Source organism: Pseudarthrobacter leeuwenhoeki, assembly GCF_055412885.1.
In genome coordinates, this window is sequence record NZ_JBVAYY010000002.1 from 256624 (window position 1) to 279856 (window position 23233).

General features: G+C 67.9%; 22 protein-coding genes. 15 read left to right on the forward strand and 7 right to left on the reverse strand.

Annotated elements, in window-relative coordinates:
* The first annotated feature begins 167 nt into the window (after positions 1-167).
* The 9 genes from ACZYX4_RS02890 to ACZYX4_RS02930 all read left to right on the forward strand — a co-directional run bounded on the left by ACZYX4_RS02890 (position 168) and on the right by ACZYX4_RS02930 (position 7945).
* Positions 168-470: a hypothetical protein gene (locus tag ACZYX4_RS02890; protein ID WP_463873536.1), complete on the forward strand. Its 303-nt coding sequence runs from the start codon at positions 168-170 to the stop codon at positions 468-470.
* Complete coding sequence (locus ACZYX4_RS02895; RefSeq protein WP_463873538.1) at positions 467-1522, forward strand: zinc-dependent alcohol dehydrogenase family protein; 1056 nt, start codon at positions 467-469, stop codon at positions 1520-1522. The genes ACZYX4_RS02890 and ACZYX4_RS02895 overlap by 4 nt, the downstream gene beginning before the upstream one ends.
* Complete coding sequence (locus tag ACZYX4_RS02900; RefSeq protein WP_463873539.1) at positions 1519-1965, forward strand: flavodoxin family protein; 447 nt, start codon at positions 1519-1521, stop codon at positions 1963-1965. The genes ACZYX4_RS02895 and ACZYX4_RS02900 overlap by 4 nt, the downstream gene beginning before the upstream one ends.
* 36 nt (positions 1966-2001) lie before the next feature.
* Positions 2002-3651 (forward strand): DUF4389 domain-containing protein, encoded by a 1650-nt coding sequence (locus ACZYX4_RS02905; protein ID WP_463873540.1) that lies wholly within the window; start codon positions 2002-2004, stop codon positions 3649-3651.
* Positions 3652-3879: 228 nt separating this feature from the next.
* The gene (locus tag ACZYX4_RS02910) at positions 3880-4716 is read left to right on the forward strand and encodes a DUF4397 domain-containing protein (protein WP_463873543.1); all 837 of its coding nucleotides are present in this window, start codon (positions 3880-3882) and stop codon (positions 4714-4716) included.
* A 78-nt stretch (positions 4717-4794) separates the two neighbouring features.
* Entirely contained in the window at positions 4795-5580 is a 786-nt protein-coding gene (locus ACZYX4_RS02915) for a class F sortase (protein WP_463873544.1), read from the forward strand.
* Positions 5577-6206 (forward strand): RNA polymerase sigma factor, encoded by a 630-nt coding sequence (locus ACZYX4_RS02920; protein WP_463873546.1) that lies wholly within the window; start codon positions 5577-5579, stop codon positions 6204-6206. The genes ACZYX4_RS02915 and ACZYX4_RS02920 overlap by 4 nt, the downstream gene beginning before the upstream one ends.
* 466 nt (positions 6207-6672) lie before the next feature.
* Entirely contained in the window at positions 6673-7083 is a 411-nt protein-coding gene (locus tag ACZYX4_RS02925; protein ID WP_463873588.1) for an anti-sigma factor, read from the forward strand.
* A gap of 82 nt (positions 7084-7165) precedes the next feature.
* Positions 7166-7945: an SDR family NAD(P)-dependent oxidoreductase gene (locus ACZYX4_RS02930; protein WP_463873547.1), complete on the forward strand. Its 780-nt coding sequence runs from the start codon at positions 7166-7168 to the stop codon at positions 7943-7945.
* A 32-nt stretch (positions 7946-7977) separates the two neighbouring features.
* Here ACZYX4_RS02930 and ACZYX4_RS02935 read toward each other — a convergent pair whose 3' ends face one another.
* From ACZYX4_RS02935 to ACZYX4_RS02945, 3 genes are all read right to left on the reverse strand, one after another.
* Entirely contained in the window at positions 7978-9096 is a 1119-nt protein-coding gene (locus ACZYX4_RS02935) for a sulfite oxidase (RefSeq protein ID WP_463873589.1), read from the reverse strand.
* Positions 9097-9309: 213 nt separating this feature from the next.
* Positions 9310-10314 (reverse strand): aldo/keto reductase family protein, encoded by a 1005-nt coding sequence (locus ACZYX4_RS02940; protein ID WP_463873548.1) that lies wholly within the window; start codon positions 10312-10314, stop codon positions 9310-9312.
* Positions 10315-10354: 40 nt separating this feature from the next.
* The gene (locus tag ACZYX4_RS02945; protein ID WP_463873550.1) at positions 10355-11026 is read right to left on the reverse strand and encodes a hypothetical protein; all 672 of its coding nucleotides are present in this window, start codon (positions 11024-11026) and stop codon (positions 10355-10357) included.
* Between the two features lie 223 nt (positions 11027-11249).
* Here ACZYX4_RS02945 and ACZYX4_RS02950 point away from each other — a divergent pair, with 223 nt between their 5' ends.
* Positions 11250-11690, forward strand: a complete 441-nt coding sequence (locus ACZYX4_RS02950) for a YchJ family protein (RefSeq protein ID WP_463873551.1) — start codon at positions 11250-11252, stop codon at positions 11688-11690.
* Between the two features lie 92 nt (positions 11691-11782).
* Here the strand turns inward: ACZYX4_RS02950 and ACZYX4_RS02955 are convergent, their stop codons facing one another.
* The 3 genes from ACZYX4_RS02955 to ACZYX4_RS02965 all read right to left on the reverse strand — a co-directional run bounded on the left by ACZYX4_RS02955 (position 11783) and on the right by ACZYX4_RS02965 (position 15177).
* Complete coding sequence (locus tag ACZYX4_RS02955; RefSeq protein ID WP_463873552.1) at positions 11783-12652, reverse strand: TIGR04086 family membrane protein; 870 nt, start codon at positions 12650-12652, stop codon at positions 11783-11785.
* 167 nt (positions 12653-12819) lie between these two features.
* On the reverse strand, positions 12820-14832 hold the full coding sequence (locus tag ACZYX4_RS02960) for an acyl-CoA dehydrogenase family protein (RefSeq protein WP_463873554.1): 2013 nt from the start codon (positions 14830-14832) through the stop codon (positions 12820-12822).
* 63 nt (positions 14833-14895) lie between these two features.
* Positions 14896-15177, reverse strand: coding sequence for a hypothetical protein (locus ACZYX4_RS02965; RefSeq protein WP_463873556.1), 282 nt, complete (start codon positions 15175-15177; stop codon positions 14896-14898).
* 337 nt (positions 15178-15514) lie between these two features.
* Between ACZYX4_RS02965 and ACZYX4_RS02970 the strand changes: the two genes are divergently transcribed.
* The 4 genes from ACZYX4_RS02970 to ACZYX4_RS02985 all read left to right on the forward strand — a co-directional run bounded on the left by ACZYX4_RS02970 (position 15515) and on the right by ACZYX4_RS02985 (position 22284).
* Positions 15515-16963 carry a DUF3375 family protein gene (locus tag ACZYX4_RS02970; RefSeq protein ID WP_463873557.1) on the forward strand — a complete coding sequence of 483 codons (1449 nt, stop codon included), beginning with the start codon at positions 15515-15517 and terminating at the stop codon, positions 16961-16963.
* Between the two features lie 2 nt (positions 16964-16965).
* Positions 16966-17802, forward strand: coding sequence for a DUF4194 domain-containing protein (locus tag ACZYX4_RS02975; RefSeq protein WP_463873558.1), 837 nt, complete (start codon positions 16966-16968; stop codon positions 17800-17802).
* Positions 17799-21275: an ATP-binding protein gene (locus ACZYX4_RS02980; RefSeq protein ID WP_463873559.1), complete on the forward strand. Its 3477-nt coding sequence runs from the start codon at positions 17799-17801 to the stop codon at positions 21273-21275. The genes ACZYX4_RS02975 and ACZYX4_RS02980 overlap by 4 nt, the downstream gene beginning before the upstream one ends.
* Positions 21276-21447: 172 nt before the next feature.
* Positions 21448-22284, forward strand: coding sequence for an SGNH/GDSL hydrolase family protein (locus ACZYX4_RS02985; RefSeq protein WP_463873561.1), 837 nt, complete (start codon positions 21448-21450; stop codon positions 22282-22284).
* Between the two features lie 31 nt (positions 22285-22315).
* Here ACZYX4_RS02985 and ACZYX4_RS02990 read toward each other — a convergent pair whose 3' ends face one another.
* Complete coding sequence (locus ACZYX4_RS02990; protein WP_463873563.1) at positions 22316-22603, reverse strand: YciI family protein; 288 nt, start codon at positions 22601-22603, stop codon at positions 22316-22318.
* Positions 22604-22705: 102 nt separating this feature from the next.
* Between ACZYX4_RS02990 and ACZYX4_RS02995 the strand changes: the two genes are divergently transcribed.
* Positions 22706-23194: a MarR family winged helix-turn-helix transcriptional regulator gene (locus ACZYX4_RS02995; protein ID WP_463873564.1), complete on the forward strand. Its 489-nt coding sequence runs from the start codon at positions 22706-22708 to the stop codon at positions 23192-23194.
* Positions 23195-23233: the final 39 nt, after the last annotated feature.

Sequence of the window (23233 nt, forward strand, 5' to 3'; positions counted from 1 at the left end):
TGCGGGACAGGGCAGGAGACTGCCGCCGCTATGACTGTTAACAGCGATTCTTACATTCTTGAGTCCGCCCACGGGCTCCGCGGGAGCTCTGACGCCGCATGACGCACAGGCAGCACGGAAACAGGTCCAGCGCCTACTACGCGCACCCCTCACACGGGGATCCGCGTATGAGGGTACTCATCCGGATTGACGCAAGTGAGGAGTCGGCGCGGATCTATGTGCGCGGCGTCGTTACGCCCGCAAATATCAGGGCCCTCCACGTTGTCTGCCGCCGCGTGGCGGCAAAACTCCCCGGGTACGAAATCGTGGTGGACCTCGCCCACGCCCGGGTGACGGCCGAGGCCATTGAAGACCTTCACGACCATGCCAGTCGCTCAGTCGTGTCATCCGGCATCGACAGCACCGTCACCCCGTGCCGGCTGCGCATCGTAAATCCGCCGAACATCCTCAGAACCAAGGAGAACGCATGAAAGCTCTCGTCTACGGCGGTCCCGGTGAAAAGACCTGGACGGACGTTCCCGATCCAAAGATCCAGAATCCCAGCGACGTGATCGTCAAAGTGGACACAACCACGATCTGCGGAACAGACCTCCATATTCTCAAGGGGGATGTTCCCGCCGTGGCCACGGGCCGGATCCTGGGCCACGAAGGCGTCGGGACCATCACGGAAGTCGGCTCCTCGGTCGCCAGCCTCAAAGTGGGGGACCGCGTCATCATCTCCTGCATCAAGTCCTGCGGCCACTGCGCCAACTGCAAGACCGGGCTGTACTCGCACTGCATGGGCGAGGAAGGGGCCTCCGGCACCGGCTGGATCTTCGGCCACCTGATTGACGGCACCCAGGCGGAGTACGTCCGCGTCCCCTACGCCGAAAACTCCCTCCACCTGCTCCCGGAGGGCGTCACCGACGAACAGGCCGTGATGCTCTCCGACATTCTTCCCACCGGCTTCGAGATCGGGGTGCAGTACGGCCGTGTGAAGCCCGGCGACACGGTCGCCGTCGTGGGGGCCGGGCCGGTGGGCCTCGCCGCGATCGCCACCGCCGGGCTTTACGGTGCCGCAACCATCATCGCTATCGACCTTGACGCGAACCGGCTGGAAAAGTCCCGCGAGTTCGGCGCCACCGACGTCGTCCTTTCCGGCGAGCCCGGCTGGAAGGAGCAGGTGCTCGCACTGACCGACGGGCAGGGCGTGGACGTGGCAATAGAGGCCGTCGGCATCCCGACCACTTTCGATATGTGCATCGATATCGTCCGGCCGGGCGGCAATGTGGCCAACGCCGGCGTGCACGGCAAGTCCGTGGAACTGCATGTGGAAGACCTCTGGATCCAGAACATCAACATCAGCATGGGACTGGTGAATACCAACACCACCCCGATGCTGCTCAAACTCGTAGCGCAGAAGAAGGTGCCGGCGGAGAAGTTCGCCACGCATCACTTCAGGTTCGACCAGTTCCTGGAGGCCTACGACACGTTCGCCCGGGCCGCGGAAACGAAGGCGCTCAAGGTCGTGATCACGGCATGAAAGCCCTGGTCGTTTACGATTCGGCCTACGGCAACACCAGATCGGTAGCCGAGGCGATCGCCGGTTCGCTTGACGGACTTCAGGCGCGTTCGGTCCCGGTCGGCGACTTCAAACCCGACGCGCTCGCGGCCGGGGACCTCCTCGTGGTCGGCAGCCCCATCAATGGATGGCGCCCGACGCCGAAAATCACCGCGCTGCTCTCGGCCTTGGGGGACGGTTCCCTCAGGGGGGTGAAAGCCGCGGCGTTCGACACCCGCGTCCGGATGTTCATCCACGGCGATGCCGCCAGGAAGATAACGCATGCCCTGAAGGCAGGCGGGGCGGACATCATCGCCGAACCCATGCCCTTCTTCGTGGTGGGAAGCGAAGGGCCGCTGCGCGACGGCGAAATCGAGAAAGCGGGGGGCTGGGCACGAACCCTACTCACCTCACTTACGAGCTGAGTCAGCTGATCTAAGTCATCTGAAAGGACGGCGGCCATGCGACCAGGCCGGATAGTCATGCTGGTGCTGGGCACGCTCAGCGCTCTTCTCGGACTGGGGCTGCTGGCCGTTGCCGGCGCCGCAGGGTTCGCCAACTACCTGCAACGCGACAACGGCTACTTCACCACACCATCGGAACGTTATGCCACGAACTCCTATGCCCTGACGACACCGCGCCTGGACATCATGGCCGACGAGGGGGTGCCGGACACGGCCCCGGTCGGCGTGGCGGGAAGTGTCATGCTGGGCGGATCGGCGGCTGCCGGCAAGGAAATCTTCATCGGCATCGGGCCGCGGAGCGACGTGGAGGCCTATCTGAACGGCATCAGCCACTCAGAGATCACCGAGGTGCGGTTCAACCCCTTCCGGGTGGACTACCGGGACGTGGCCGGCACCCAGGTCCCGGCGAGGCCAGCGGACCAGGGGTTTTGGGCCGCGTCGGCCAGCGGCACGGGGGAGCAGCAGCTCGAATGGAACCTGCGGTCCGGCAGCTGGGCTGTGGTGATCATGAACGCCGATGCCAGTGCCCCGGTGGTCGTGGACATGAAAGCCGGAGCCCGGTCCAACCTGCTGTGGCCCGTCTTTGTCGGGCTGCTTGCCGGCGGAATAGTGTTCCTGCTCATTGGCGTTCCCCTGATCGTGCTTGGGGCCGCAGGGCTGGGCCGCGGCAAGGGAGGACCTCCCCATCCCGGCCAGCCGCAGCCCCGACCCGGCCAGTTGCAGCCCTCGTCCGCAGCCTCCGCACCCCGGCTCTATGCGCCGGGCGCGGTGCCAGGTGCGGTGCCGGGCGCTGTTTCGGGCGCCCCCCCGGGTACCGGCGTCGTCTATCCGGCCCGGCTCAGCGGCTATCTGGACCCGAACCTGTCCCGCTGGAAGTGGCTGTTTAAGTGGCTCCTGGCGATCCCGCACTTCATCGTTCTCTTCTTCTTCTGGTTTGCCTTCGGCGTGGTCACCATCGTGGCGTGGTTCGCGATCCTCTTCACCGGGCGCTACCCGCGATCGCTGTTCAACTTCAACGTCGGGGTACTCCGCTGGAGCTGGCGCGTGGCTTACTACTCGTACGGGGCGCTCGGCACGGACATCTATCCGCCCTTCACCTTGGAGCGCACCGACTACCCGGCCGACTTCGACGTCGACTATCCGGAGAAGCTCTCCCGCGGCCTGGTGCTCGTGAAGTCCTGGCTGCTCGCCATCCCGCACCTGCTGATCATCGCGCTGCTGACCGGGACCACCCAGACCTGGGTGAACCGCGACGGCAACTGGGTGCAGGTGGGCACGGGACTCTCTCTGTTCGGGCTGCTGGCCTTCATCGCCGGGGTCATCCTGTTGTTCACCGGCGTGTACCCGCGGGGACTCTTCGACTTCCTGATGGGCCTGAACCGCTGGATCTACCGCGTGGTCGCCTACGTTTCCCTGATGCGCGACGAATACCCGCCGTTCCACCTGGACATGGGGCCGCGGGACCCGGGAGATGCCCCTGCGGTTCCGCCTGCGGCGACTCCGGCCGGACCCGGGTACGCTCCGGTTTCCGGCGGTCCCGGCGCCGCCCCGCCCATCTACGGCCAGCCAGGCCCGGGTGGGACAGGCCAGCCGGGCCCGGACAGGCCGGAAGCCGCCGCAGGCGTGGACAGCCCGCCGCGCGCCTAGGACTCTCGCCGGGACATCTCCACCCGCGGCCGGGCAGCTCACCAGAGCCGCCCGGCCGCTTCGCTGTGCTTCTTGCGCTGTGCTCCTAAGGCGCCGGACCTGCGACCGTCGCCGCGTGCACTCCCAAAAAAAATATCTACATGCACGTGCATCCAAGCGGGCCCGTGCGCCGGTAGTAGGGGTGTAAGCAAAAATCGCCCGCCTGGCGGGCCGTTGAAGGAGATGCAAATGCGTACCAGCCTTTTCACAGCAGGAGCCGTCGCAATCGCGGCAGCTCTCACCCTTGCCGGCCCAGCCCAGGCTGCCGAGTCCGACGCCCAGCTTTCCGTACTTCACGGCGTGCCGGGACTGACCGTTGACGTCTATGTCAACGGCGAACGCACACTTGACGACTTCGCCCCCGGCACCCTGGCCGGTCCGCTGGCTCTGCCGGCCGGGTCCTACGACCTTGCCATCACCGCCGCCGATGCCGCGGACGCTTCCGCCCCCGTAATCGGGCCGGTCACGGTCACCCTCGCCGCCAACGGCAACTACACGGCCGTAGCCAACCTCGACGCGGCGGGCAAACCGACGGCCAACTTCTTCACGAACGACGTCTCACAGATCGATCCCGGCAAGGGCAAGCTCACGGTCCGCCATACGGCAGCGGCGCCGGCCGTAGACATCCTCGCTGGCGGCGCTCCCGTCATCTCCGGCCTGGCCAACCCCAATGAGGAGACGCTTACGCTGGATCCCGGCACCCTGTCCGTTGCGGTGGCCGCCGCCGGCACCACGGCCCCGGTCATCGGCCCGGCCGATGTGACGGTCGCAGAAGGCACCCACACGGTGGTGTACGCGTGGGGCAGCCTCGCGGACAACAACCTGCAGCTGGCCGTGCAGAACATTGAGGGTCTGCACTCCGCCCCCGCCGGCGTTCCCGGCGCACGCTCCGGCGCCGCTGACGCCGGAGCCGCATCAGCCGGTCAGACAGCCGCCACTATAGGCATCGGTGCCGCGGTCCTCCTGATGCTCGCCGGCGGGGTCGCCGTGTCCCGCAAGCAGCCGGCGCTCCGCCGCACCCGCTAGGCCGCAACCGCTACCCCGGCCGCCCGGCTACCCGCCGGGCGGCCGGACCACGAGCTTCAACAGGGCAGGAGGACGGACATGAACGGCACGACGACGGCGGAAGCCACCCGGCGCCCGGCTCCTGGTCTGCGGACGGCCGTATGGAGGTCCAGCGTGCAGGGTTCCGCTGCACGGATAGCAGCCGCCGCCGTCACGATGGCGCTGCTGATCGCGGGTTGCGCCGCACCCCGGGAAGCCGCCGCCCCGCAGCCCGTGTCCACGGATAGTTCGGTAGCGGAGAAAATTGCCCCGGAGACAGCCGCGACTGCCCCCGGGGGACCCGGCACCGGGCCCCGGACGCCGGCGCCGGCCACGACCGCCCCCGTCCCGGGACCAGCCATCCCGATCCGGCCCGCAGCCCCACTGGCACAGCCGCCTGAAGACCCGGCCCCGCGCCTCCTCACCGTGGAGGGAACCACCATCAACATGCCGATCGTGGAGGTCGGAGTCAGCCCGGACGGGGCCATGGAAATCCCGGAGCCTTTCAACGAAGCCGGCTGGTACCGCTTCGGACCGGTCCCCGGAGCCGCCGCCGGCACAGCGGTGGTCGCGGCGCACGTCGACACGACCTCCGATTCGGCACCCTTTTCCCAACTCAAATCGCTCGCGCCGGGCACTCTCGTGACGGTGCAGCGCGAAGGGGCAGCATCCGTGGTTTTCCGGGTGACCGGGGTGGAACTCATGGCCAAGGACGCGTTTGACGGCGCATCCATCTTCCGGCGCGACGGCCCGCCCGAACTGAAGCTGGTGACCTGCGGCGGCCGATGGCTGGACGAAAAGCAGGACTACGGCGACAATGTGATAGTCACGGCGGTGCCGGCATGATTCAGCATGCCGCGCTTATCGTCGCCACCAACAGGGGGAAGGAGCCGGGATTGGCACCTTCCGACGCTTCTTCCGTCTGGGACGCGCGACTCAACGATTCTTTCGCCGCCGGTGACGAAACAGCCCTGGCAGAGGCGTACCAGCAGTTCGCCCCCCTGGTGCACACGCTGGCGCTGCGCTCGTTGCGCGACAACTCCGCCGCCGATGACGTCACCCAGGAGGTGTTCATCCGGGTGTGGCGCTCGCGGTCTGCGTTCGACCCGGCGAGAGCGCGGCTCCCGGCGTGGATCGTGGGGATCACCCGGAACGCGATCACGGACGCCCAGGCGGCCTCGATGCGGGAAACCCGGAAGGTGCTCGCCGCCGTCGAGCTCTCTCCGGACCCGGAACGGGCGGCCGGGCACGCAGCCGCCGAAGTGCTGGCCGACCGCCTGCTGCTGGACGGGGAACTGGAAAGGTTGGGGGAGCCGCAGGGATCCATCCTCAAACTCGCCTTCTACGATGACCTGACGCATTCCCAGATTTCACAGAAACTGGACCTGCCGCTTGGTACGGTCAAAAGCCACATCCGCCGCAGCCTGTCCCAGCTCAGAAACCGATTGGAGGTAGACCGTGCAACATCTTGACCTGGAGTCACTGAGTCTGCTGGCCCTCGGCGAAGAGCTCGGAGACAACGCCGCGGATCACCTCCGTTCCTGCGGCAGCTGTGCAACGGACTACGCAGGCCTCCGCCGCGTCGTCGTGGCGGCGAAGCCCGGACCACCGGACGCCACCGCGCTGGAATCACCGGGACCGCTGGTGTGGGCAGGGATTCACCGCACCCTGGGGCTTTCCGCGGCCGTCGCCGCTGACCCGCTCGAATCCCCGGCATCGTCGGGCTGCCCCCCAGCGGCAGCGTCGCCGACACAGACACTGATACAGACACACGCACAGACACAGACACAGACAAAGACACAGACAAAGACACAGACAAAGACACAGCCGCCGCCGACGTCACCGGCCGGCTCCCCGACGCCGCTCCCGTCCCGGGAGGAAAAGACCACCCGGAAGCGGGAACCAGGCAGGGGCTCCGGGTGGATCCGCCGTCCCGGGGTGTGGCTGGCGGCCGCAGCGGCCACAACACTGCTGGCGGCAGGGGTCTTCTGGTCCGTGCAACAGAACCAGCCGGCGGTGACCCCGCTCGCCCTGGCCGAACTTGCGCCCGTGGACCAGCATTCCGCCACCGGCTCGGCCCAGGTCGTTGAGACCAAGGACGGGCAGCGCACCCTGGAGGTCCGGGTCGACAAGAACGAGGCCCGCGGGTACCAGGAGGTCTGGCTGATCGCGCCGGATCTGTCCCGGCTGGTGAGCCTGGGCGTCATGACCTCCGAGTCCGGAACTTTTGCCGTGCCGGCAGGCCTGGATCTGGGCGCGTACCCGATCGTTGACGTGTCCGACGAACCGGTTGACGGCAATCCCGCGCACTCCAGCGTAAGTATTGTCCGCGGAACCCTGGCCTCGTAAACCGATCTGCCCTCTTGCCAGCGGACCCCGGCGGGAACATAGTTGAGGGAATTCACCACTCCACCGCGGGAGGCAGGCGACCATGCTGAACAACGAGGCGCAGGGAAGCGGACTGCTGAAGGGCAAGACCGCGCTGATCTACGGTGCGGGGGGTTCCATCGGCGGAGCCGTGGCCCGGGCCTTCGCAGCGGAGGGTGCCTTCGTCCACCTCGCCGGCCGCACCGAGTCGTCGCTGGAAAAGGCGGCCCGGGACATCCAGGAGAAGGGCGGCCGGGCGGAAACCTCCGTCGTCGACGCCCTGGACGAGGAGCAGGTCGACGCGTTTGTGGACCGGGTGGCCAAGAAGAACAAACGGATCGACATCTCCTTCAACGTCATCTCCTTCGGCGACATCCAGCAGCCGCTGATGGACATTGACGTCAACGATTTCACCCAGCCCATCAGCCTGGCCACCCGCACCCATTTCCTCACCACCCGGGCCGCGGCGACGCATATGATCAAGCAGCGCTCGGGTGTGGTGCTGATGTACGGCGGTTCCGGACCCCAGACCGCGCCCGGGGTCGGCGGTTTCAAGGTGGCCCTGGACGCGATGGACGGGCTGCGTCGGCAGTGGGCCCTGGAACTCGGCAAACACGGCATCCGGGTGGTCACCATGGTCTCCGGCGGCATCATCGAGACGATCCCGTGGCAGACGGAGGGGCGCGAGGAAATGATTGTGGAGATCTCCAAGTCCGCCCACCTGAACCGCACCGCAACGCTGGCCGATGTCGGAAACGTCGCCTGCTTTGTGGCCTCGGACAAGGCCGGGGCCATCACCGACGCCACCGTCAACATCTCCTCCGGCGCGATCGTGGACTACTAGGGCCAGGCCCTTCAACGCAGGGGAACGGCTGCCTACTCCACCGTCACCTTGACCCGCTGCACCACGTTGTTGCCCATGCCCTGGTAGTTCCAGACCTGCTCCAGCGGCTGGGTGGTGCCGGTGGCGTCCGTGGCGCGGCAGGCCAACTCGTGGTCGCCGGGGTCCGCCATCCAGGGCAGTGACCAGGCGCACCAAGCGAAGGGCCCTGCCGGATGTTCCAGGTGGGCCGGCGCCCATTTGCCGTCGATCCCCACCTCGACGCGCTGCACCGCACCCTCCCCGGACCAGGCCCGGCCGGTCAGCAGCACCGGCCCGGCCTGCACGGTCCGGCTCCGGGTGAAGAAGTCCGGGACGCCCGGCGGGACCAGCAGCGAGCGGACCTTGATCCAGGTGACGGGGATGCCGGCGTCGTCAGCGTCCTGCTGGTAGCGGTACGCGACCGCCTGTTGGAAACCGTCGAAAGGCTTGGTGAGCACCTTGATCGAGGAGACCCACTTGACACTCGCCATGCCGTACCAGCCGGGGACCACCAGCCGCAGCGGGTAGCCATGCTGCGGCGGCAGGTCGTTGCCGTTCATCTGGTAGGCCAGCACGATGTCGGGCCGCAGGGCCTCCGCAATCGGAAGGCTCCGGGCGTACTCTTGCCGGACGCCACCCTGGATGCCGCTGTCGGTGCCGGTGAACACCACCTCCACGGCGTCGTCCTCCACCCCCGCCTGGGCCAGCAGGTAGGAGAGCGGAACCCCGGTCCAGACGGCGGTGCCGACGGCCTCCAGCCGCCAGGGCTGGCTAAGCGGGCGGGGCCGCAACAACGAGCGGCCGTTGCCGGCGCATTCCAAGGTCACGGGGATGCTGATCCGCGGCGACCGGCGGAGGGCTTTGAGGTTCAACTCCAGAGACCGCTGCACGGCACCGCCGATCCGCAGGTGCCATTGCTCGGCATCGATGAAAGGGATGTCAAAATGGTTCAGCAGGTAATGCAGTCCCGGCGGTGTGGTGTCATTCCGCAGGGCCTCCAGCGGCATGGAATGGTTCCGGACGGCAAGCTGCAGTTCCTCCCCTGTGAGGGGGCCGTGGCTCGGCTCGCCGGGGTCCACCGTGAGCTTCCGGCCGTGCCGCGGGGTCTTCAGGATGGACGAGTGTCGGGACATCTGCTTTGGCATGGCACCGCGATTCTGCTCCAGACCAGCCCGGGTTTGGACCGGTGTCACCTGCAGTCAGGTCTACGCCGCAGCCCGGAAGCCGTCAAGCCACGTCGATTCCGTCAGCCCAGCAGCCCCGCCGGGGCGATTAAGCAGCCCCGCCGGGGCGGTTAAACTGTGTGCGACCCGGCCACGGCGAGCGTTGGCGCGGCGGTCATGGGCCTAAGCCTCCCGGGACGCGGGCGACTTGGTCTGCGCCGGGTCGCGTTCGGCGAGCGAGCCGATCGCGGCGTCGATTTTCGCCATGATTTCGGTGTCGAGCCTCACGCCCGCGGCCGCGACGTTCTTTTCGATCTGCTCCGGCCGGGATGCGCCCATGATGGCGGAAGCCACGTTCTTGTTCTGCAGCACCCACGCGATGCTCAGCTGGGCCATGGTGAGTCCGGCCTCTTCGGCAATGGGCTTGAGCTGCTGCACGCCGGTGAGGACCTCGTTGGACATCCAGCGCTCGATCATCTTCGAGCCGCCCTTGGAATCCGTGGCGCGGCTGCCCTCGGGGGCCGGCTTGCCCGGGTGGTATTTCCCGCTCAGCACGCCCTGCGCCATTGGCGACCAGACGATCTGGGAGAGGCCCAGTTCCTCGGACGTCGGGATGACCTCGGTCTCGATGACCCGCCACAGCATGGAGTACTGCGGCTGGTTGGAGATCAGCTGGAAGCCGAGTTCCGTGGCCAGGGCGTGGCCGTCGCGGATCTGGCTGGCCGTCCACTCGCTGACGCCGATATAGAGGGCCTTGCCCTGCCGCACGATGTCAGCGAAGGCCTGCATAGTCTCTTCCAGGGGAGTCCCGTAGTCGTATCGGTGGGCCTGGTAGAGGTCCACGTAGTCCGTCTGGAGCCGGGTGAGGGAGCCGTTGATGGCCTCCAGTATGTGCTTGCGGGACAGCCCAAGATCGTTGTGGCCCTTGGGGCCGGTGGGGCCGAAGACCTTGGTGAAGATTTCCAGCGATTCACGCCGCTCATCCCGGAGGGCGTTTCCGAGCACGGTCTCCGCGGCCGTGTTGGCGTAGACATCTGCGGTGTCGAAGGTGCTGATGCCGGCGTCGAGCGCTGCCCGGACGCACTGGGTGGCGACTTCGTTCTCCACCTGCGAGCCGTGCGTGAGCCAGTTGCCGAAGGTGATTTCCGAAATCTTGAAGCCGCTGTTACCGAGGTATCTGAATTCCATGGGTCTCACCGTAGCCGACTTGACTGCCGGGGGTAAGGCCTCAGCCTGCTTTGCGCTCCCGGGCGTGCGATTCGGGTGCTTGTTCGTTCAGGTGGCCGCCCAGAGGCTTCCGGGGCAGGGGAATCCGGCCGGGAAGGGAGGCCATGGAGCCTGTGTCCAGCAGGGACTTCGCCGCGGGCATCGCGGCTTTCTTGAAAGCCGGTGCGGCGGTGCCAAGCTGGCCGTTCCGGTCCGTGGCCGACTCCACGAGCGGCGCCACGGCCGCCACGTCCCGTGCCGGGGCCGTGGGGCTGGGCAGGTCGCGGACCGAGACCCTGACCGCCGGGGCGGCCCCGGCCTTGACCCGGGCGGCGGCGCGGGACTCGGCCCGCGCGACGGCGGCAGTCCAATTCGGTGCCAGGGAGGGTTCCTTACTGGCGGTCTTGGCCGGCTTCGCGGCCTGTGCCGGTTGGGCAGCTTTCGCCGGCAGGGCCGGTTGCGTGGTCCCGAGGGTCCGGACAGCGCGGTCCCGCTGGACGGTTTCGGCGGTTCGGCCGGCGGTCCTGAACAGCCCGTGTCCCACAGCCATGATGGTCACGGCGGCCAGCCGGCCAAGGCCCGCAACCACCAGCGTGGCCACGAATACAAGGAAAAGACCGAAGAACATGACGAGCCCCACGGCCAGGGTCCCGAAGAAGGTCAGGTTGAGGGCGATCGTTGTCGGATCCTGCATTTCACCTCTCCTGGCTGGTCGTGGCGCGACTCTGCCCGCCACGACCGGCGGGCAACAACACCCCTTAACAATACGGACTTTTTTCCATGGACACGCAGCCATCCGGCTTCTTCGCGGAGACGTGTCACAGCTGTTACCGGTTCCGCCGCGCCGGCCCCGGGCTGCCCCGTCTATAGTCGGAAGAAGCCCTGCCGGAGTGATCCGGCCGCCGGAAAGGACAATTGTGACGCCCCCAGCCGCCGCCCCTCCGGGAGCCTGTGCCCAGCCGGCCCCGTTCCGGGGCAACTGCCCCTGCCTTTCCGGGGAACAGTACGGCGCGTGCTGCGGCCGCTTCCACGGCGGCGAGGCGGAGGCCCCGACCGCTGAACAACTGATGCGCTCCCGGTACAGCGCCTTCGTCCTGCTCGACGCCGGCTACCTCCGGCGGACCTGGCTCCCGGAGACCCGGCCAGCCGAACTTGAACTGGATCCGGACCTGCAGTGGCGGCGGCTGGACATCATGTCCACTACGCGCGGCGGTCCGCTGGACACCGAGGGGACCGTCGAGTTCAAGGCCCATTTCCGGCACGACGGCGAGCGTGGAGTCCACCATGAGACGAGCCGCTTCCTGCGGGTCGACCGGCGCTGGTACTACGTTTCCGCCGTCGCCGTCGAGTTCGGCTGAACGGCCGGCCAGCGCACCTGACGTTTAGACGGCCGCCGGGCGCCGGGCAGCGTTGCCCGGCGCCCGGCATGTCCGGACGGTGTACTTCCGGATCAGCGTTCCTGGACGGTGTCCACCGGGGCGAACCCTGCGCGGTCCACCTTGCGGTGGAAGTGCATGCCGGCGGTGCCGCCGAGGACGGCGCCGACCAGGGCCACCGCGGCCACCACAACGGCGGCGATGATGCTGGTGGTGGTCAGTTCGCCCTCGTTGACCGGGATGCGCGGGAAGCTGTTGAGCTGGGCCAGGATGTTGTACTGCTGGCCTGCCACGACGGCGAGGACGGCGATGACGACGGCGGCGATGAGGGCCCAGACCCACACCATGAACCCCTGCTTGGCGCCGTTGAAGCGGGCCATCCGGCCGGCGACGTAGCCGCCGGCGTAGTAGGAGACGAAGAGGATCACCAGCAGCACGATGATGCCGACGAGTCCCACAGTTTCATTCCCTGAGGCGACCGTTGCGTTGACGTCCGTGTTGGTGGCGAGGCCGACGGCGGTGCCGGCGGCGGCGACCAGCGCGGTCAGCAGCACCGCCATGCCGGTGGCGGCGAGCCAGCCGAAGAAGGCGGAGCCGATCTGGATGCCGCCGAACTGCTCCCGTTCGCGGGCCACCACGGTTTCACGGGTGGGAACCTCTTCGACCACGGTGTCCCGTGCGGGGGTGGCACGAGCGGGCTCGTCAAGGCGCACGGCGGTGACGGGCTGGCTGCGGGGCGGTTCCGGGCGGACCGCAGCCTGGGCCCGGGTGGGCGCGTCGGCAGCGGCGCTGGTGGAGATGGCGCGGGTGTCGCTGGTGGGGGCAGTGTCTAGGCGGGCGGTGTCCTGCCGGGCGTCGTGGATCCGGGGGTCCTGGTTGACGGCCCCGTCCTCGTCGCGGGCGCGACCGGAGGTGCGGTTTTCGGGGCCTGCTGGGTTGCTCATGAGGACTGCTCACTTTCACTGAATGACCCGCGCTCATTGTTTGGGCCGGGCACGGCAAGGCGGAGACCGGTGTGCAGGCCTCGGGTCCACCTAATCACGGGCAGCCGGAGGTAGCCGGGATGCTCACCATTTATGGTGGGGCGGCGGGAACGGGGTGACGCGCCGGCTCAGCGGTACTTCCGGTGCAGGTTCGCCTTCACCGACGCTCGGGGGCTGGCATCGGCAATCCAGGGCCCGGTGCCCTCGGACTGGTCCAGGACTCCGGCTTCCAGCCACTCGTAGTCGCCGGCGAGGACCTTGCGGGCGAGCACGCGGTCGCCGTCGTCCGTGTTCCTCCAGAGCTGGTCGAAGTACTCGTCCACCCGCACGCGGGCCTGCTCGCAGTATGCCTCGGCAAGTTCGTAGGCGGAAGCCCCCTTCTCCGGCTCGGTCCGCAGCAGCATTTCTGCCCGGGAACAGCAGGCGGCCATGGCAAACAGTTCGGCCCCGATGTCCACAATCCGGCCCAGGAACGCCTGTTTGTGCTCGAGCTTTGCCTGCCACCGCCCCATCCCATAGAAGGTCTGCCGGGCCAGCCGCCGGGAGGACCGCTCGACGAAGCGCAGCTGTTTGGCGAGCCGGCCGAAGTCACTGTAGGAACGCGGGTCCATGCCTGCCCCGGCGACGAGCTTCGGCAGCCACTTCGCATAGAAGCCGGAAGCGCCGACCGCGGCCTTGGCCTTGCCGGACAGGCTGGCGTCCTCGGAGGCAAGGTCTCCGGCGGCTGCCAGATGCGCGTCCACGGCCTCACGGGCGATCAGCAGTTTCATGATTTCCGAGGATCCCTCGAAGATCCGGTTGATCCGCAGGTCGCGGAGCTGCTGCTCGGCCGGCACGGCGCGCTCGCCGCGGGCCTCCAGCGAGTCCGCGGTTTCAAAGCCGCGGCCGCCGCGGATCTGCACCAGCTCGTCGGCGATCCGGCAGCTGATCTCGGTGCACCACAGCTTCGCCAGGGCCGCCTCGATCCGCACATCCTTCTGCCCGGCGTCGGCCATTTCGGCACACAACTCAAACACGGCGTCCAGGGCGAAGGCGCTGGCCGCAATGAAGGCAATCTTCTTGCCCACGGCCTCATGCTTGCCCACGGGCCGGCCCCACTGGGTGCGGGCGTTGGACCATTCGCGGGCGATTTTCAGGCTCCACCGCCCGGAGCCAACGCAGAGTCCGGGGATGGAGAGCCGGCCGGTGTTGAGCGTGGTGAGGGCGATCTTCAGGCCCTGGCCTTCGCGGCCCAGCCGGTTGGCCGCGGGCACCCGGACCTGGTGGAAGCGGGTGACGCCGTTCTCGATGCCACGCAGGCCCATGAAGGCGTTGCGGTTTTCCACCGTGATTCCGGGGGAGTCCATCTCAACGACGAAGGCACTGATGCCGCCCTTGTGGATTGTGCCGTCAGCGTCGGTGCGTGAGGGGACCACCGCCATGACCACCACGAGTTCGGCGATCACGCCGTTGGTGGTCCAGAGTTTCACGCCGTCAATTATGTAGGACTCCCCGTCGTCGGAGGGGACAGCAGTCGCTCCCATCCGGGCGGGGTCGCTGCCGACGTCGGGCTCGGTCAGCAGGAACGCGGTGATGGCTCCCGCGGCGCAGCGCGGCAGGTATTCCTGCTTTTGCGCGGGGGTGCCGAAGACCTTGACGGGCTCGGGAACGCCGATGGACAGGTGCGCGGAGAGCAGGGCGCCGAGGCTGGGATGGACGGAACCCAGCAGCGCCAGGGCCCGTCCGTAGTACACCAGCGAGAGGCCCAGCCCGCCGTAGTCGCGGGGGATCTTCATGCCGAAGGTCCCCAGTTCGGCCAGCCCCCGGAGGTATTCATCCGGGATCCGGGCATCGCGTTCGATGGTGCGCCCGGACATGGTGCGGCAGAAGTCGGTCAGGCGGGCAATGAACGCTTCGCCGCGTTCGACGTCGTCCGCCGGGGCTTCCGGCCAGGGGTGGATCAGGCTGAGGTCAAAGCTGCCGAGGTACAGTCCCTTGGCGAAACTGGGCCGGTCCCAGCTGGTATCGCGGGCGGCTTCGGCGATGGCCCGCGCGTCGGCCGCTGTGGCGTCGTGGCCGATCGTCTCAGGCAGGACCGGGACATCCGAGGTGGGGCTGTCGGCGGGATTGCCGGTTGCTGGATTTTCAACGGCGGAGCTCATCGGGCATCTCCTCTAACCGGGTCACCGGCTCGAGCCCTGGATCCGCCGTGGGTGGAGGACCCTTCAGCTGTCCCGCAATACTACCCGCGGGTAGGTGCCGGTGCTAGGGGCCGAGTGGCCCCTGATTTCCGCCGCGATATCCCCGACGAAGTCGCCCGGAAGCTCCACCGTGGAGGCGTGGTGGACCAGCCGGTCCCAGCCGTGGTTAATGCCATGGACAAGCCCCAGCAGGAGCGTCGAGGCGATGATCCAGGCGAGCCGGCCGACCCCCACGAGAACGAGGGCCGCGAAGGACACCGTCATCATAAGAAGTGTGATTACCAGGGCAAACACGAGTGTGCCCATGAACACCAGCGTTGGCGTTTCCACTGCACTTAGGTCGAACTGCATTCTTCCCCCTGGATCATTGCTTCGGCTTAATTAGTAGCCCGAGCGTAGGGTGCGGGAGGTGGGCTCGCCAGAGCCGGCAGCCCGCGCCGGGATTCTTGATACGGGATCGAAATGCTACCGGGGCGTAGGTCACGGGCCGGTTGCGGTAGCCTCACGGGGCGGTTACGGCGGGTTGGCACCACGGCACCACGTGGCCGGCCATGACAGCCGGGGTCTGCGTTAACCTTGTAGCTGGCAGTTTTTCCTGATCCACTGCCCAATCGAGATCCCACGGCAGATGTTAGGAGAGTGCGTGACCCGTTCCGCCCTGTCCTCCGCCGACGCCATCAGCGCCCGGTTGAGGGACCTCGAACTCCTCACCAAGGGTCCCGCCTGGGCGCTGACCCGCTCGGCGCCGTGGGTGATCGCAGTGCTGCAGGCGTCCTTCACCCGCACCCGGCCGCAGCTCCCGCTGGAACAGTTCCACGCCGACGTCGACGCCTTCCTTGTCCAGCTCCGCCGCCAGGATCCGGGGCTGGGCGGCGCCGCCAACGGAAAGACGTTCGGCGATGAGTGGACCCGCAAGAATTTCCTGACCCGGCGGAACCAGTCCGGGCAGATTGTGTACGAGGTGACCGAACCGGCCGCCCGTGTCATCGCCTTCCTGGAGAGTCTCTCCAGCGAACGCTCCACGCTCAACGGGTCACGGCTCGGCACGCTGCTGGGCGACGTCGAGAAGCTCGCCAATGAGACGAATCCTGACCAGAGCGCGCGGCTCGAGTCCCTCGCGGAAGAGATCGGCGACCGGCACCAGCTGATCGAGGACATCAGCTCGGGGGACTTTGACGGGCTGCTCGACGACGAGGAGGCCGTGGAGGCCGCCGGGAACATCCTGGACCTCGCAGCCAGCCTGCCCGCGGACTACAAGAAGATGCGCGACCGGATCGAGGAGCTGGTGGGGGAGCTCCGCAACCAGATCATCGAGGAGTCGCTCAGCAAGGGTGCCACGATGGCCCAGGTGCTGGAAGCGGACAAGCGGCTCCGGCAAAGCCCCGAGGGCAGGACCTTCCGTTCCTTCACGGCGTTCCTGGAGGATCCGCAACAGCAGCTGCGTTTCCGTTCCGCGATTGGCGAGGTGCTCAGCCGGCAGTTCGCCGATGACCTCAGCCATGAGGAACGCGAGACGCTGAAGAACCTTGTCGCGGAATTGCGGGCCCAGCACAGCCAGATCCAGCGGATTTACGGCAAGCTCAGCGAAAGCCTGAACACCTACGTCCAGAGCGACGACTTCCGCCAGTCCGTCCGGCTCCGCCAGGTCCTGCGGGAGGCCGAGCAGGCCATCCGGTCCCTGCCGTATGAGCGCGAACGCCCCGGACTGGTCCGCGGCCCGGTGCTGTTCAACGCCGGTTTCGAGTCCCTGGCCATGGTCAAGCTGTTCGACCCGGACGAGTTCGCGGCCCCGCCCAAGCTGGCCGACCCGATCGCCTTCAGCGACTCGGACCGGGTGCGCTCGCCGCGGACCGGCAAAGCCAGCCCCGCGGCGATCCGCGCCGCGTTCGCCGGCGCGTCCACCCTGGCCGGGGCCTGGGAGCAGCTGCCGCCCGGCGAACGCCATATCAACTCGATCCGCGCCCTGCTTTCCCACGCCCTGCACGAAGGTGCCGGCTTTGACCGCGAGGCGTGGGACACCCTCGACTTCGAACAGATCGACGGCTCCACGCGCACAGCGTACCTGCCGGTCGTCACGCTCAAGAAGGACTGAAGATGACTGAACTTCCCCAAGAAACAGTGGAAGACACGGCCGGGGCAGCCGAAGGAGCGGCAGCGGCTGCGGAGCCCGCCCAGCATGTCCACGCCGACCCTTTCACGGTCACCCCGCGCGACACGTTCGTCGACGGCGCTGCGCTCTTCCCGGGGGACACCGGCGTGCTCCCGATGAAGGTCCGCCAGGCCCTCGTGAAGCTCCTCAAGGGCCCGTACATCGACGGGGGCCGGGACGAAAAGCTCTGGACCACGCTGCTGGACAACCAGCTGATCCTGCGCAGCCGCCTGTCCGAACTCTTCCTGACCCTGCAGCTGGACCACGACCGCAAAGTGGCCGTACTGCGCCCGGTGGACCCCGAGGCCATCGGTGGCAGCACCCGCTCCAGCATCCTGCGCCAGCAGCGCGCCCTGAGCCGGGTGGAAACCATCGTGCTGCTCCGTCTGCGCCTGCTCCTGGACCGCCACGTCACGGCACAGACCGACCCCACGATCACGCGCGAGGAAATCGCCGAACTTGTGGCCCACTACCAGCCCTCCGGCCACCAGGACGCCCTCCGCGATTCCGACGTCGTCAACCGTGCCATCACTAAACTCCTGGCCCGTCAGCTCCTCCTCGCCACCGGCCTGGACGAGGTCTACACCATCTCCAACGCCCTCCCCCTGGCCCTCCCGTTCGAAAACATCGGCGACATCCCCGCCCAAATCGACGCCCTCGTAGCCGCCGCCACCGACCAGTCGGGAACAGAACCCCTGCTGGAGTTCGACGGCGACGCGGCAGCGGAGGAGGAGAGCGACGACGCCAACCCGGCCGTTGACGACGCGGAGGCAGCCAAATGAGCATCGCAACCATGCTCCCGATGGGCGAGCTCACCAACCCCGGCCAGATGCGCCTCGCCCTCGTCCAGGTGGTCAACTGGGGCACCTTCCATGGCGCCCACACCATGCACGTGGACCGCAACGGCACCCTGCTGACCGGCAATTCCGGGGTCGGCAAGTCCACGCTGTTCGACGCGATGCTCCGGGTCTTCGATGCGAGGCCGCGCTCCAACGAGGCAGCGGCCCAGCGCGCGGGCGGGGCGGTCGAGGACAAGCGGACCACGTTCACGTACATGCGCGGCAAAGTGGGGGACAAGGCCGTCGGCGAGGGCTCGGCGAGTGCGTTCCAGCGCCCCGGAGCAACCTGGTCAGCGGTCGCGCTGACCTTCGACAACGCCGCCGGCACCCGGGTGACCGTGTCGGCGCTGTTCGACCTGCCCAAGAACGGGACGGAGTCCAGCGTCGGCCGGTACTACCTGGTCGACAACAAGCCGCTGGACCTCGCGGCGATTGAGGCCATCGCTGAGAAGCGCTTCACCAAGTCGGCGCTGGATGCGATCTTCCCGGACGCCCAGGTCTTCGACGTGCACAAGGCCTTCGCGGAACGCTTCCGGCGCCTGCTCGGAATCAGTTCGGACCAGGCCCTGCCGCTGCTGCGCGTCATCCAGGCCGGCAAGGGCCTCGGCGGCAGCGTCAACAACTTTTTCCGCGACCAGGTCCTGGACGCGCCTGCCACGCTGGGTGCGGCGGATGACGTCGTCGAGGAATTCAGCAACCTGATGTCCATCCGGCAGCGCCTCGAGGACGTCCGGCAGCAGCGCGACCAGCTGGCGCCGGTTCCCGGACTGAACAAGGAGTATGCCCGGTCCCTGAACGACGCGAACCGCCTGCGGGAGCTCGCCGGCGGGGAATTCGAGGCCTACAGCCAGCAGCTGTCCGTCACCGTGCAGGAGAAGACCCTCGCCCGGTTCAAGGACCTGGCCCAGGCGAAGGCCAAGGAGCTCGGCGCCGAGCGCGGCATCCGGGACGGCCTGGCCAAAGAGCTGCGGCAGCTCGAAGCGGACTACAACAACCAGGGCGGCAACGCGATCTCCGCGATCGAGCAGGCGCTGGAGAACGCCCGGGTGGGGCTCAAGCTCCGCCAGCAGGTGGAGGAATCGGCCCGGAAATCCCTCTCCGACGCCGGCCTGGAACTTCAGTGGTCCGCGGCCGGCTGGGAGCAGGCACACGAGCACGCGGCTGCCCGCTCGGCCGAGCTGAAAGACGATTCGGAGGCGCTCAAGGAGCTGCGCTTCGAGGCGTTCGACGGCCACGCGACCAGGAAGCGCGAGCTCGCCGCGGCCCAGCAGGAACTGCTCTCGCTCAGGACGCGCAAGTCCCTGCTGCCGCCGTCGAGCATTGAAAACCGCAGCGCCATCGCGGCGGCCACGGGCGTGCCCGAGGAGCAGATGCCGTTCGGCGGCGAACTGATCGACCTTGCGGACGGACAGGAACGGTGGCGGCCGGCCGCCGAGCGTGCGCTGCGCAGCCTCGCCACCACGCTGCTGGTTCCCGGCGAGCACTTTGGCGCCGTGACCGGCTACCTCAACGGGAATTCCGTCCGCGGCGCGCTGCGCGCGGTGGATGTCTCGAAGCCCCTCGCCGGCGGAGCGCTGGCCGTGCAGGACGCGGCGGACGGCGATCTGCTCACCAAGCTGGACATCCTCGCCATGGGACCGTCCGCGGACGCGGGCGAGTGGATCCGGGAGCGGATTGCCCTCGATTTCGCCTACCCGTGCGTGGAAGACCCGGACGGCCTGGCCCGGCTGGACAAGGGCCTGAGCCTGGGCGGTGTGGTCAAGCGCAACCGCCACACCGTGGAAAAGGACGACCGCTTCACGAGCCGGCAGGACTATGTCCTCGGCTTCGACAACGCCGCCAAACTGGAGCTCGTGGCCGCGCAGGTCGAGGACCTGCAGGAGGAACTCGCCAAGGCCGCCGAACTCGCGCAGAGCCGGGAAGAGTCGCACCAGGGAATGAGCCGGCAGCTCGAGGCCCTGCGCCGGGTGGCCGGCGACCACCGGCCCTGGGAACAGGTCTCGGCCGCCGTGGCGGCGGACGAACTCGCCCGGATCGAGCAGCGGCTCAAGGACGCCCTCGCTGCGCAGGCGGACCTGGAACCGCTGCGCGCCAATATCGAAGCGGCCCGGCAGGAACACCAGTCCAGCACCGAGGCCGCGGCCGTGCTGCAAAGCGAATACAAGGCAGTCGACTCGCAGCTGTCTTCCGCCGGTTCGCTGCTGGACGCCGCGCGGGCGCGCCTGGTGCAGGCGCCGCCGTCGGACGCCACCGTCACGGCGCTCGAACCGTACTTCACGGACTTCGGCGACGTCGCGGAAATGCACGAGCTGGATAACCTCGCCAACCAGGTCCGGACCCGGCTCCTCGCCGAGCTGCACGCGGCCGAATCCCGCGGCCAGGCGACCTCGGAGCGGCTCACGCGCATCTTCGAGGGCTTCGTCCGGGAGTGGGGAACGGCGGTTTCAGCGGACCACGGCACCTCGATCGGCGCCGCGGGGGAGTTCGAAGCCCGCTACCACGCCATTGTCAGCGACGGCCTTCCCGCGCAGGAAGCCGAATTCCGGCAGTTCTTCAACCAGCGCACGCACGAATCCTTCAGCACCCTGCTGCACCTGCTGGACGAGGAGCGCCGCTCGATCAGCAGCCGCATCCTGCCGCTGAACGGGATCCTCTCCGCGGTGAACTTCCATGAGGGCAGCTTCCTGGAACTCGACATCAAGCAGACCCTGCCCGCCACCGCGAAGCAGTTCAAGGACGCGATCCAGAATGCGTTGAAGGTCCGGCACACCCGCCCCGGAAAGGCGGCCGCTCCGGCGTCCGGTGCGTCCGGTGCGGAAGCGGACGACGATGCCGAGCTGGGCAACCGCTACAAGTCGCTCGAAACGCTCGTGAAGCGGCTCGGCTCGCAGACCCCGGAGGACCGGCGTTGGCGTGCCGAAGTGCTGGACGTCCGCGGGCATCTCTTCATCCAGTGCAAGGAGCACCGCGAGGTCCAGGGCCCGCGGGCGGCGAAGGGCGGGCGGACGAAGACCGAGGTCTTTATGCACGCGGACACCGGCTCGATGTCCGGCGGCGAGCGGCAGCGGTTCACCGCGTTCATCATGGCCGCGGCGCTGAGCTACCAGCTGGGCATCGCCGAGCAGGGCTTCACCACCTACGGCACCGTGATGATGGACGAAGCCTTCGTGCTGGCCTCGGAGGAGTTCGCCGGCGCCGGCATCAAAGCGCTGCACGAGTTCGGTTTCCAGCTGCTCCTGGCCGCACCCGAGAACGTGATCGACCTGTCCCGGCACCTTGGTTCCGTCACCGAGATCCTGCGGGACAAGCGCACCAACCGTTCCGGCGTGCTCACCGCCCCCGTGATCGGCCCGCGGCCCGGCACCGAGGGAACCTGGCGCTCCGAGGCAAACCCGGTGGACATCGTCCTCCGCTGACCCCGGACCCCCAACCCAATGCAACGCGGGGTCACTTACCGCCCATAATCCCCTCCGGGATGGGCCGTAAGTGACCCCGCGTTGCTGTTAAGGGGCGCGGGAATAATTCGGCTCACCTGCTGTGCCCCGCCTGTTAACCCCGACGTCGTCCGGCGGGGCTAGCGTGGGCGGTATGGCCGAGAACCTTCTGTCGCCGGGCGCTGACGGGCGGCGGGTTTATGTTGCACTGGGGGATTCCTTCACCGAGGGGGTGGGGGACTCCAGCTCCCGGCTGCCGAACGGAGTGCGCGGCTGGGCGGACCGGGTGGCGGAGCAGCTGGCCAGGGCGGATCCGGGGTGGGAGTACGCGAACCTCGCCATCCGCAGCAAGAGGCTGCGGCAGATCATCGCGGAACAGCTGGAACCCGCGCTGGCCATGGAACCGACCCTGGTCACCCTGTACGCGGGCGGGAACGACATTTTGGATCTTGGGACCGACATCCGCGCCCTGATGAAGGACTACGAGTTCCTCGTCGCCAGGCTTGCCGCGAGCGGGGCGACGGTGGTGCTGTTCACCGGTTTCGATGTCAGGGTCTCGGCCCTGCTGGAACCCCTCAAGAGGCGGAACGCCGTCTACAACCAGCGGGTCCGCGAGGTGGCGGCGAGGTACGAGGCGGTGCTGGTGGATTACTGGTGCTTCGACGCGTTCTACGATCCGCGGATGTGGGATTCGGACCGGCTGCACATGTCCAAGGCCGGCCACAAGTATCTGGCCGGCCAGGTCCTGGACCAGCTCGGAGTGGCCCACAAGGTCAAGGCCAAGGAGTGGGCGCCGCCCGCGAGGATCGGCCTCCGCGACTGGGGACGCCGGCAGCGGAGGTGGGTCAGGGACTGGGTCCTGCCGCTTTTCGCGCGCAAGCTCCGGGGCGTCACGCTCGGGGACGAGCTCAGCCCGCGCTGGCCCGAGCCGATCAGGGTTCCGCCCAAGGCGGGGCTGAAGAAACTGACCGCCAAGGTCCCCGCGGACTGAACTGTGGTCCTCCGCAGACGGCGCGCCGGTGTCAGCTGTCCAGCAGGTTCTCGTAGCCGGGCGCCACCCGGCTCGCATGGAACTCCTCGACGTCGAACTCGGCCACTCCGTTGACATAGAACGGGTCCTTGGCCAGCGAGGCGTCCAGGGCCTCGCGGTCCGCGTTGGAGAGCAGCAGGGCGCCCGTGCGCGGGATCTTCCGCCCCGCGACCATAAAGATGCCCTGGTCGAAGGCATCCCGCAGCCACGTCACGTGCGCCGGAAGATGGAAGTCAACGATCTCTTCGGGGACCTTATAGGTCAGGGAGACTACATACATACGGCCAGCCTAGCGCCTGTCCGCAGCGGCGGGGCGGGATAGGCCCCTCACGGACACCGACGAAGTTGAACCGTCAATCTTCAATGCTCCTAGACTGTATCCATGACCGAACCGCGCTGGCTGAATGCCGACGAACGCCGGGCCTGGCTGGCCCAAGTGAGCATCAACACCCTGCTTCCGGCAGCGCTGGACACGCAGCTGCACCATGCGCGCAATCTCTCCCTGTTCGACTACAACGTCCTCGCGATGCTCTCCGAGGCCGACGGCCGCTTTTTGCCCATGAGCGAACTGGCGGCGCGCACCAGCGCGTCCCTGTCCCGGCTTTCCCATGTGGCCACCAAACTGCAGAACCGGGGCTGGGTGGAGCGCCGGCCGCACCCCGGCGATGCCCGGGTCACGACGGCGCACCTCACCGACGCGGGAATGGCGACTATCGAGGAGCTCGCCCCGGCCCACGTCGATGCGGTCCGGTCGCTGTTCCTCGACGCCCTGAGCGAGGCGGACGTCGCTGACCTCGCCCGGATCGGCGAGAAGATCGTGGGCCGCCTGGATAAGGACCACTGGATCCTGCGGGAGAGCAAGCAGGGCTGAGGGCCGCCGCAGGGCTTTCCGCGGCCCGGCGTCGCCTAG